The sequence below is a fragment of the Streptomyces sp. NPDC058239 genome, from assembly GCF_042882185.1.
GTDB lineage: Bacteria > Actinomycetota > Actinomycetes > Streptomycetales > Streptomycetaceae > Streptomyces.
Map to the genome: position 1 here is coordinate 216,364 of NZ_JBHVWS010000008.1, position 10,012 is coordinate 226,375.

Genomic DNA, 10,012 nt, shown 5'->3' on the forward strand with positions numbered 1-10,012 from the left:
GCACATGATCTGGCGGACTTTGGGAAGCTCTCGTCGGGACCGCTCGACAGGTGGCTCGTGACCGCCGGAGAGCACGCAGCGGATGGCGTACCAACCTTGCCGAAATGGGTTGGTGAACCGGCCGACGATTCAAGATCGTCGGATCGTGCGCTCTCCGCTGCGGTAAGTCGCCCCGCCAGCGCGGACATATGCGCACTGATGGAGTGACTTTGTGAACGGCCTGTTCCGTGACGTTCTGCCCGAGTTCCTGGGAAGTCTTTCTGCCGCTCTTGTAGTTGCCGTCGCCGCTTGGGCGACCCGGCGGATTCAAAGCAGCCGACGCTCCACTGACGAGCAGACAACCACAGAAGAGTAGAGGTGCCTGGGGGCGGGTGAGCCCCGCCCCCATCTCAATCTGCAGATGTGATCATCCGGCCGATTGGGGTTGCCCTCAGCTGGCGATGCGGGCCGCCCGCTCACGGAGCTCCGCAGCTTCTTGGACTCCGCTGTACCGTCGAAGGCGGACCCGCATGTCCTGGAGCGCGGCCTGGACTTTCACCGAGCGGATTCCGTCGGCGCAGTCGAGGAAGTCGCGCCAAGTGGCCATGGCACCGTCGACGTCGCCTTGGCGGAGGCGGACGCCGCCGAGGTCGGCGAGGACGATGGCGCGAGTCCGGCGGCGGTCGAGGCCGTGAATGTCGAGGGCCAGGTGAAGGTGTTCCTCGGCGGCGTCGAGGTCGCCGAGGCGGGAGAGGATCATGCCGGATTCGTGGGCCCAGCGGCCGGGGGAGTAGTGGGCGGCCCAGGAGTCGCCGTCCGTGGCCGCCGGCTTGCCGATGGCGGTCTCGGACATGGCGAGGTGCTTGGTGGCCATGCGGCGGTCGTCGTCCTGGGCGGCGGCGTTGGCGAGGGTGGCCTCGTAGTAGGCGATGGCACGTGGGTTGTCGAGGTGGCGGCCGTATTCCACGCAGGCTTCGCCGAGCTGGACGGCCTCGGCCCGGTAGCCGAGGTCGACGCACTGGACGGCGAGGCCGCGGAGGGCCGTCGCCGAGAGCTCCAGATCGCCGGCCTCGGCGGCCAGACGGAAGGAGTGGGCGTAGTAGCGCTGGGCGAGCCCGCGCAGTTCGGGGGTGTCGCCTTCGTCCTGGGCCATCCAGCCGGCGAGGTGGACGAGCTGGGAGGTCGCGGCGAACAGGTCACGGCCGGTGGCCTCGGTGAAGCGGCCCTCCAGCCAGGGGGCGACGTCCTGGGTGAGGTAGCGAACGGCCAGATGGCGGGCGTGCCCGCCGCCGAGTTCGGAGGCTGAGTCGCCGAGGGCCTTGACCATGTGGCGTACGGCGGCCACCTCGCCCTGGCCGACGCGGACGGCTCCGGGAAGGGCGGTCTTGGTCCGGCGGGTGATGCTGTCCATGTCGGGCAGGCCGAGTGCGGACAGCGCGTATCCGCTGGAGGCGAGAATGAACTCCCGACGTTCCACGTCGCTCCTTCCCAGGTGCAGGACTGATGCAACGGTATCGGTGTGGAGTGCCGCAGGCATGGGCTCCGGGAGGTTGATCGCCTCGGGGTCCAGTGCCAGCACCTGCGCGATGTAGGGCCACCAGTGGCCGGGGGTTCGTTCGCCCTCGATCCACCGCCGGGCGTGCTGACGCTGCAAGCGGCGCGGGTCACCGCATTCGGCGAGGCCGAGTGCGCGTGCCAACTCCGAAGGGCCCCAGCCGCGTTCCTGGCAGGCCCGCTTGATCAGTTCCGCGACGGCCGGGTTCCTCGGCACCCCGTCACCCTCCCCACCTGGATTACGCGGGATTACGCAGGACTACATCCTGGGCCCTGTCCCGGGAGCGCGGACCGCCGTTCACTGAACATCACCCCGCAGATCTCCGAATGGCTCGAACAGGCCCCGTCCAGGGCCTGTTGGCGCCTGCCCGGACACGTGAGAGGAACCGACGGTGGCGATGCCCACTGACAGCGCACGGACCTGCACGATCCCGTCTTCGCGACGCCCTGGTGCGGCACGCACAGCACCTCGCCGTAAGAGAGGCGGTCCGGTGATCCGTTCCCCGTTATCCGACCCGCTGGAGACGGCCCTGAGCTGGGTCTGGGCCCTCGGCACGGCTGCCGGACTCACCATGGTCGGCCTTCTGGCTCACACCGAGCACTCCTCCGCACAGATCCCGTTGGCGCAGCCGACGCTCAGCGCCGAGGACGTTCCGTTGGCCGACGGCCCCGGATAGGCACTCCGGCCCGTCCTGTCCTCCCCGACCGGGGCCGGAGCCCCACCGCATTCTCGCCGCAGGCCGTCCACGGCACCTCGCCGGCGTACCCGCTCCTCATCACCAGTGAAGGGAAGCCCATGTCCACTCCGTACAACAGCGACACGTATCCCCTCCCCGTGTCGGTCGCGTTCAGCGGCCCCGACAACACGGGGAAGACCAAGCAGATCGGAATCCTGGCCCGGCGCATGCGCCGGGCCGCGACCTCCGCGGGCCCGCTCGACCACTACGACCCCCGGTGGGCCGCCATCAAAGTCGGCGGCATGGCCCGCTGGTGGTTCGAGACCGGCCCGGTTGAGGAGGTCGCCGACGTCCTCGCCACCTCCTATCTGGAACGCTCCCGGCACCCCTTCTCCACGCCGGTGCGCCTGCTGGACCGGGGCATCCCGATGCTGGAGGCGTCCGTCGCCGCAACGGTGGCCGTACGGGAGGACCTGGGCGCCGCGCAGGCCGCGGACCGGGCTCTGCTCCTGCTGGCCCCGTACGAAACCGACCTGCGGACCGCCGAGGAGGGCGAGCGCGCCCTCGTCCTCCTGCACTGCGATGACCCCGAGGAAGGCACTCGTCGGAGCCTGGCCCATGAGGTGACCGTCACCGATACCTACGCGGCGTATCAGCGCCACCTCCACGAGCAGATCAACCGGCTCGTCGACGACGGTCGCTTCCCGATGTCGATCCGCATTGGCGACCGGTGCACCGTCACCATTCAGGATGAGGTGCGCCGGCTCCTGGCGCCCCTGCACCCGGACGTGCCCGGCAGGGCCCTGGCAGGAGTGCACGTCACCGCGCTGGGCGGCATGTCGGAGAGCGGCAAGAGCACGGCCGGCGAGTACCTGCGCACGCAGCACGGCCACGCTCGCCTCAAGATCGGGCACCTCATCGAGGACGCGGCCGGCCGGGCGGGGATTCACGACCCGTACCGGCTGGGATCGGTCGTGCAGGCCGAGCTGATCGTGGACGCGCTGGACCGCTTCTGCCAGGCCCACCACTTCCTCGACTCCGTCAGCATCGAGTCGCTGCACGACTTCGACTCGACCGCCGAACTCGCCCGGATGCTCGGACCTCAGCTCACCATCGCCTACCTGGACGCCTCCGAGGCCACGCGCACCCGGCGGGGCACCGCCGGGGCCCAGGACGTCGCCGACCGCGACCTCGTCAAGAGCGCACGAGGTGCGGACAAGATCGTCTCCATCGCCCACGAGGTCATCGGCAACGACGGGCCGCGCCTGAGGCTGGAGCGCCGGTTGGACCGCATCGCGCTCGACCGCCGCTGGCCGGAGCACCAGCCCTGCACCATGCCGGTCAACGCACTCGGACTCCCCGTGCACCTGGAGTCCTACCTGGCCGAGTTCCTCGACCGCACCACCGGCCTGCGCCCGCTGATCGACCTGCTGGCGGTCACCGGCAGCGGTGCTCGGGGCAAGTACCAGCACGGTTGGAGCGACCTCGACGTCCTGGTCGTGGCCGACACCTCCTCCCTCGACGAGATGCGCCAGATCCTCGCGGAACTGGAGGCGGAACTCGGCGGGGTCAAACTGGGCATGACCGTACTGACCCGAGCCGAGTGCCGGGCCGGCGCTGTCACCTCCCGACTCCTCCACGTTCTCGCGCTCATCGGCAGCGGGGCGCTGGTCCCTCTGTGGTCCACCCCTGGCCTGGCCCTGCCCGCTCCGGACGCGGCCACCGACGTCGCCGCGAGCCTGCGCGAAGGCATCCAGGCCGCCATCGAGATCCGTCGCCAGCTCCTCAAGGGAACACCCGACCTCCGCGGCCTCTACAAGGTCACCGCGCTGCTCGCGAAGATCCAGCTCCGCTTCAGCGGGATCGAGTGCCCCTCCGACAGCGACGCCCTCACCGTCCTCCTCGACGCCGGACGGCAGGACACGAGCGTGGTCACCACCGCCCGCACCGAGCGCCCCGCCGCTGAGGCGCTCGCGCGCCTCGTTCTCCAGGCTTGGCTGGATACCTTCCCCGGGGAGACGCGGTGAGCGCGAGCGCTCGGCGGTCCCCGACGACAGCGGGCGCCTTCCACAAGCCGGTGGCGACCCGCGAGCAGGCCGAAACCGAGGCGAAGGGATGGGCGCGGCTCGTATCCCGCATCGCGGTTCCGGCCCTTCACGGGCAGATCGCGTTACCGGACAGGCAACTCCTCGTCTACGAGGACGTCTTCGCCACTGGCCGGTGCGAGCTGCTCATGGGCGACGTGATCGCCCTCGCCGACCGCGATCCGGCCGTGCAGCCCCGCGTGGACTGCCTCGTGGACGGCGTCTGCACCGACCTGCGGGCGGCGGCCGAGGAGACCGGGAAGAGCGTGCCGCTGGCCGAGTGCGTCCCGGACCTCTACCTCGACCGCATCCGTCCCGGTGGTCGGCTGGACCGCTGGTACCTGCGCCGTGACCTGCCGCTCGCCCTGCCCCACACCGATACGGTCGTCACCCTCCGGGAGCTGGCCGACTTCACGCTCACCGCCAACGGCAGGCAGCTGACGTTGAACGTTGCCGAAATCAACGACAGCCTCCGCCACGCCCTGGCTCCCGACCGCCGCCGGCTCGCCGGTCTGACGCAAGGCGATCCCACGGAACCGAACATCGCCGACCCGCTGTGCTGGCTCGACTTCGAGTTCGCCGGCCGCAACACCGTCGCGGGCGAGGCCGCCAACCTGCTCTGGTACCTGATGGCCCTGGGCGGCTGGCTCGTCCCCCGCTACCAGCCCGACGTGTACGCCCGCACCCTCCGCCTCGCCCTGCCGCCACTGTCCCGCCCGCGCATCGAGCACCTGGAACTGCACCAGAGCAGTCGGCACATCGACGTCCGGTACTCCTGGAACACCGGCCCCGGCCGCGGTGCGGCCATCACACGGGCCCTGGACGGCCTTCGCGGGGAGAACAGCAGCGGCCTGGAGGAGATCCACGCCTTCCTCGCCCTGCGCATCCTCGGGGTCATCCCGGCCTCCCGGCTGACCGGACACGACCTCCTGCTCGTACTGATCAAGCTTGCCGAGAGCCAGGACCCGCTCACGACGATCGACACCTTCTTCACCACCGCGTCGGCCTCCCACCCCCACCCCGGTGAACGGAGCAGCAATGTCCCTGCCCCTGCTTGAGACCCCTCTCCAGACCCGGCCGCTCCAGGGCCGCAATGCCCTCGTCACCGGCGGGGCCACCGGCATCGGTGCCGAGATCGGGCGGGCGCTCGCCGCCGCCGGAGCGACCGTCGCGGTCAACCACCTCGGTCAGGACCCTGACGCCCACGCCCTCCTCGCCGCCTTCGAGCGGGTGGGCAGCCCCGGGATCGCGGTGAACGCCGACCTGACCGATCCGGGTGCGGTCCAGACCATGGCCGACCTCGTCCGCGCCGAGATCGGACCCGTCGACATCCTGGTGAACAACGCTGGTTCCTACCCCCGCGTCGCCTGGCAGGACACCGACGAGACCGCCTGGAACTACTCCCTCGACGTGAACCTCACCGCCCACTACCGCACCTGCCACGCGCTGACCCCCGGCATGGTCGAACGCCGCTGGGGCCGGATCGTGAACATCGGCAGCGTCAACGCCCGCGCCGGCCGGACGAACCTCGTCGCGTACAACACCGCGAAGGCCGGGCTGCTGGGCCTGACCCGCTCCCTCGCCCGCGAACTGGGCCCGTACGGGATCTGCGTCAACACGGTCATGCCCGGCGCTATCCAGGTCGAGGCCGAGAACGCGATCCCCGCCCAGCACCGTGCGCGCCCGGAGGACCAGATCAAACGCCAGTGCGTCCCTCGCCGTGGCCGGCCCGAAGACGTCGCGGCCCTGGTGACGTTCCTCGTGGGCCCCTCCGCCTCGTTCATCACTGGGCAATCCGTCCACGTCGACGGCGGCTGGCTGCTGCACTGAGGCCGCCAACAAGCAAGGAGACAGACCGACATGATCGAACGAGTCCGCGCCGTCCTCGTCACCGCTGACGACACGATGCTGGTCATTCGCCGCACCAAGCCCGACATCCCCGAGTACTGGGTACTGCCCGGCGGCGGCGTTGAAGCCAGCGACGAGTCCCGGGAGGCCGCCCTCCACCGCGAGATCCACGAGGAGATCGCGGGGAAGGCCGACATCATCCGCCTCCTCCACACGATGGAGTCCGACGACGAGCGTCAGCTCTTCTACCTCGCCCGCATCGCGACCTGGTCCTTCGACGACCGCACCGGTCCCGAGTTCAGCGCCGAGGGCCGCGGAGAATACGCGCTGGAGGAGATCCCGCTGACCGTGAAGGGGCTCGACGGCATCGACCTGAAGCCTGAGGAGATCGCTCACGTTCTGCGGGGAGCCATCAGTGCCGGAAGCCTCGGAGTAGAGGCATCGCTCTGAGCCTTTGAGCACATCAACACACCACTGGGGCCGACGCTGAGATGAGTCGGCCCTGGTGGCGTTCCCCTGCACACCGAGAGGCATGCTTCCTTGGCAGCCAGGTCGAGACTGCGACCCGCCTGCGTGGTGCAGGTGGTGCACCAGGGGGATTCCGGTCAGGGCATTCGCAGGAATTGGGGCATGCGGAGGGCATGGCAAAGACTGACAGGTCCAGACAACAAACAAGGCCCTGGTCTCCGACCAGGGCCTTCATCATGGAGCGGGTGACGAGAATCGAACTCGCGCTCTGAGCTTGGGAAGCTCATGTTCTACCATTAAACTACACCCGCGAAGCGAGCCGTTTGATCGGCTTCGCATGGCTCCACACTCTACCCCATGCCAGGTCCCCGGCGTTTGAGCCGTGGGGCCTTTTCGTTGTGGGGGGAGGGTGGATGCGGGTGCCGTGGGCGGGAGTTGAGGGCGTAGCGTGGGTGGTCGGAGTGCCGCCTGGAGTGGCGTCCTGTTCATCCCCTAATGTGGCTTTCTCGTCCAAGGCTTGTTGGGGAAGGGACTTGATGGACTCCATGGAGCGCACCGTCGTCCGCTGTGCCGAAGGGCACGTTTTCGCTACCGCTTCGTTCCCGATGCAGCAGCTCGGGTCCGGGCGGATCGGTCCCGGGCGGCTCATTCGCTGTCCTCGTTGTGCGCGGCTTCGGCATGCCGTGCCCGTGGTGTTCGAGGAGCGGTAGGAGCGGTCACAGGCGCGCGGGGCGGTCCCGGATTGGGGCGGGCCCGCGCGTTCTGCGTATCCTCGGGGCGTGCTTCTCTCAGATAAGGACATCCGGGCCGAGATCGACGCCGGACGTGTACGCATTGATCCGTTCGACGCGTCGATGGTGCAGCCCTCGAGCATCGATGTGCGGCTCGACCGCTACTTCCGGGTGTTCGAGAACCACCGCTATCCACATATTGATCCAGCCGTCGAGCAGGCCGATCTGACGCGCATGGTCGAGCCGGACGGGGACGAGGCGTTCATCCTGCACCCCGGTGAGTTCGTGCTCGCTTCGACATACGAGGTCATCTCATTGCCCGACGATCTTGCGTCGCGGCTGGAGGGCAAGAGTTCGCTGGGGCGACTCGGTCTTGTGACGCATTCGACCGCCGGATTCATCGACCCCGGTTTCTCCGGGCATGTGACCCTGGAGCTGTCGAATCTCGCCACGTTGCCGATCAAGCTGTGGCCGGGGATGAAGATCGGGCAGCTCTGCATGTTCCGGCTGAGTTCTCCTTCGGAGTTCCCGTACGGCTCGGAGCGGTACGGATCGCGGTATCAGGGCCAGCGCGGGCCGACCGCGTCGCGGTCGTTCATGAATTTCCACCGGACCCAGGTGTGATGCCGGAATGAACGGTGATGTGCGGGAGAACCTGACATACGAGGGGTTCGGCCATGCCGTGCGTGAGCTGGCGCAGACCGTGGCCGACGACGGATTCGAGCCCGATGTCGTGCTGAGCATCGCGCGGGGCGGGGTATTCGTCGCGGGCGGGCTCGCTTATGCCCTGGACTGCAAGAACATTCATCTGGTGAATGTGGAGTTCTATACCGGGGTGGGCACCACCTTGGAAATGCCGGTCATGTTGGCTCCCGTTCCGAACGTGATCGACTTCTCGGACAAGAAGGTCCTGATCGCCGACGACGTCGCCGATACCGGGAAGACGCTGAAGCTGGTGCGCGATTTCTGTATCGATCATGTTGCCGATGTGCGCAGCGCGGTCATCTACGAGAAGCCGCATTCGCTCGTGAAGTGCGAGTACGTGTGGAAGAAGACCGATCGCTGGATCAACTTCCCGTGGAGTGTGGACAAGCCCGTCGTGCCGCGTAGCGGGCAGGTTCTCGACGCGTAGGGCGCGTAGGGCGCGTAGAGCCTGTAGAGCCGGCGGTCTGCGGCCGGCGGTGTGTGGTCGGGGGCGGACCGCGGTATTGGAAGCCCAGTACCGCTGAGTTGTAGATGTTCGGTGCCGCGCCCTCTTTCTCGGCCACGGAGACGCACACCTCGTACGGCGCACCGTGTACCAGGTCTCCGCGGGCCTCCAATTACCTCCACTGCGGTTTGTCGTGTGGCGTCGGCCGAGCCGGCATGGTGTGGGATACGCGGCACGGTCATCCGCGAGCAGTCGTACCCGCATGAGGAAGAGCCCCCGACGCGGTGTGTCGGGGGCTCTTCCTCGGATGGTCGGATGCCGTCAGATCGTGCCCAGCTTGATGATCGACAGCAGCGCGATCAGCTGGATCGCGGATGCGCCCAGCGCCTTCGGCCATGGCAGGTCGTGCGACTTGCTCACCATCGAGGTGAAGAGCGCGGCCGAGGCCAGCCAGGTGATCCAGCCGAGGACCTGGACCAGGGAGTTCTCGCCGCCGAGGAAGAGCGCGAATATCAGGCGGGGAGCGTCCGTGATCGACATGATCAGCATGGAGAGGCCCACGGTCGGCTGCCAGGAGCCGTCGCCGCCGAGCTGGCGGGCGAGCGTGTGCGTGACCGCGCCCAGGACCAGGCCGCCGATGACGAAGCCGATGCCCGTGATGACGACGTAGGGGACCGCTGTGGAGATCGTCGCGTGGATCGCGTCGTCCCGGGCCTGGTCGAAGCCGAAGAGGGCGAGCAGGCCGTACAGGAACGTGACGATGAGCGCCGGGCCCCAGACCGGGTAGTCGCGCATCTGCCAGAACGTCGGTCCCGGGCGCAGCAAGATGCCGGTGAGCAGGTCCTTCCACCGCAGCCGCGGGCCCGCGGGCTGGGCGGGGGCCTGGCCGGCGCGGTAGGTGTTGCCGTCGCCGTAGGGGTCCTCACCGATGCTGAACGCCTGGGTGTGGCCGGGGGAGTTGGCGTACGGGTCGCCGTGCTGGGCGGACCCGTGGGGGTGGTGGGGCTGCTGGTACGGGTCGCCGAAATACTCCGGCTCGCCGTGGCCGCCGCTGTTGTAGCCGTTGCCGTAGCCGCCGTTGTGCCCGCCGGGCCCGTTGTTTCCACCGTGTCCGCCGTTGTTGTACGGGGGCGGGGCGCCGTTGCCTCCCGTCGGCGGCCATGGCTGCTGGGCGTACGGCGGTGGTGCCTGTGTGCCGTACGGCTGCTGCCGCGGTTGCTGTTGCGCTTGCTGCGGGGTGCGGTTGTCCCGGCCGCGTCCGATCCTGAATCCAGCCACGTCGTCGAACGTACCTGGTCTGCGTGGGTGCGGTGAGAGGGCCCGGGGAACCTGCCCGCCATTGCGGCCGAGCTGTGACATCCCCTAGGGGAACCCTGGGGGGCGACCCCATGCGTAGCCGTGCGGAAATACAGAAGCGGGGGGGGGGGGCCCCCCCGCCCGGGCCGGCCCGGGGGGCGCGCCCCCGCCCCCGGGTGGTAACCCCGGCGGGCGGGGGGGGGTATAAAAAAAAAAAGCAACCGA

At 68.8% G+C, this 10,012-nt stretch carries 9 protein-coding genes and 1 tRNA gene; 7 read left to right on the forward strand and 3 right to left on the reverse strand.

What is annotated here, in order from left to right; genetic code table 11:
• Positions 1 to 430 precede the first annotated feature (430 nt).
• Positions 431 to 1,750, reverse strand: coding sequence for a tetratricopeptide repeat protein (locus ACFVYE_RS13165; RefSeq protein WP_389605482.1), 1,320 nt, complete (start codon positions 1,748 to 1,750; stop codon positions 431 to 433).
• Between the two features lie 274 nt (positions 1,751 to 2,024).
• Here ACFVYE_RS13165 and ACFVYE_RS13170 point away from each other — a divergent pair, with 274 nt between their 5' ends.
• The 5 genes from ACFVYE_RS13170 (at position 2,025) to ACFVYE_RS13190 (ending at position 6,592) form a co-directional block, all read left to right on the forward strand.
• On the forward strand, positions 2,025 to 2,210 hold the full coding sequence (locus ACFVYE_RS13170) for a hypothetical protein (protein ID WP_389605484.1): 186 nt from the start codon (positions 2,025 to 2,027) through the stop codon (positions 2,208 to 2,210).
• A 119-nt stretch (positions 2,211 to 2,329) separates the two neighbouring features.
• Positions 2,330 to 4,237 carry a nucleotidyltransferase domain-containing protein gene (locus ACFVYE_RS13175; protein ID WP_389605486.1) on the forward strand — a complete coding sequence of 636 codons (1,908 nt, stop codon included), beginning with the start codon at positions 2,330 to 2,332 and terminating at the stop codon, positions 4,235 to 4,237.
• A complete protein-coding gene (locus ACFVYE_RS13180; protein WP_389605488.1) occupies positions 4,234 to 5,352 on the forward strand; it encodes a hypothetical protein in 1,119 nt (372 codons plus the stop codon). The genes ACFVYE_RS13175 and ACFVYE_RS13180 overlap by 4 nt, the downstream gene beginning before the upstream one ends.
• Positions 5,333 to 6,124 (forward strand): SDR family NAD(P)-dependent oxidoreductase, encoded by a 792-nt coding sequence (locus ACFVYE_RS13185; RefSeq protein WP_389605490.1) that lies wholly within the window; start codon positions 5,333 to 5,335, stop codon positions 6,122 to 6,124. Before ACFVYE_RS13180 ends, ACFVYE_RS13185 begins: the two co-directional genes overlap by 20 nt.
• A 30-nt stretch (positions 6,125 to 6,154) precedes the next feature.
• Positions 6,155 to 6,592, forward strand: a complete 438-nt coding sequence (locus tag ACFVYE_RS13190; RefSeq protein ID WP_383978894.1) for an NUDIX domain-containing protein — start codon at positions 6,155 to 6,157, stop codon at positions 6,590 to 6,592.
• 255 nt (positions 6,593 to 6,847) lie between these two features.
• Here the strand turns inward: ACFVYE_RS13190 and ACFVYE_RS13195 are convergent.
• Positions 6,848 to 6,921: transfer RNA gene (locus ACFVYE_RS13195), tRNA-Gly, on the reverse strand.
• A gap of 468 nt (positions 6,922 to 7,389) precedes the next feature.
• Between ACFVYE_RS13195 and dcd the strand changes: the two genes are divergently transcribed.
• Both dcd and ACFVYE_RS13205 read left to right on the forward strand, forming a co-directional pair.
• A complete protein-coding gene (dcd, locus tag ACFVYE_RS13200) occupies positions 7,390 to 7,965 on the forward strand; it encodes a dCTP deaminase (protein WP_072487843.1) in 576 nt (191 codons plus the stop codon).
• Positions 7,966 to 7,972: 7 nt separating this feature from the next.
• On the forward strand, positions 7,973 to 8,473 hold the full coding sequence (locus ACFVYE_RS13205; protein ID WP_389605493.1) for a phosphoribosyltransferase: 501 nt from the start codon (positions 7,973 to 7,975) through the stop codon (positions 8,471 to 8,473).
• Between the two features lie 339 nt (positions 8,474 to 8,812).
• Here ACFVYE_RS13205 and ACFVYE_RS13210 read toward each other — a convergent pair whose 3' ends face one another.
• Positions 8,813 to 9,769 carry a Yip1 family protein gene (locus tag ACFVYE_RS13210; protein ID WP_383978887.1) on the reverse strand — a complete coding sequence of 319 codons (957 nt, stop codon included), beginning with the start codon at positions 9,767 to 9,769 and terminating at the stop codon, positions 8,813 to 8,815.
• Positions 9,770 to 10,012: the final 243 nt, after the last annotated feature.

What these genes read in the sequence shown, in the direction of transcription:
- ACFVYE_RS13205 (WP_389605493.1), top strand. Translation starts at nt 7,973, where the DNA reads ATGAACGGTGATGTGCGGGAGAACCTGACATACGAGGGGTTCGGCCAT.
- ACFVYE_RS13190 (WP_383978894.1), top strand. Translation starts at nt 6,155, where the DNA reads ATGATCGAACGAGTCCGCGCCGTCCTCGTCACCGCTGACGACACGATG.
- ACFVYE_RS13175 (WP_389605486.1), top strand. Translation starts at nt 2,330, where the DNA reads ATGTCCACTCCGTACAACAGCGACACGTATCCCCTCCCCGTGTCGGTC.
- ACFVYE_RS13185 (WP_389605490.1), top strand. Translation starts at nt 5,333, where the DNA reads ATGTCCCTGCCCCTGCTTGAGACCCCTCTCCAGACCCGGCCGCTCCAG.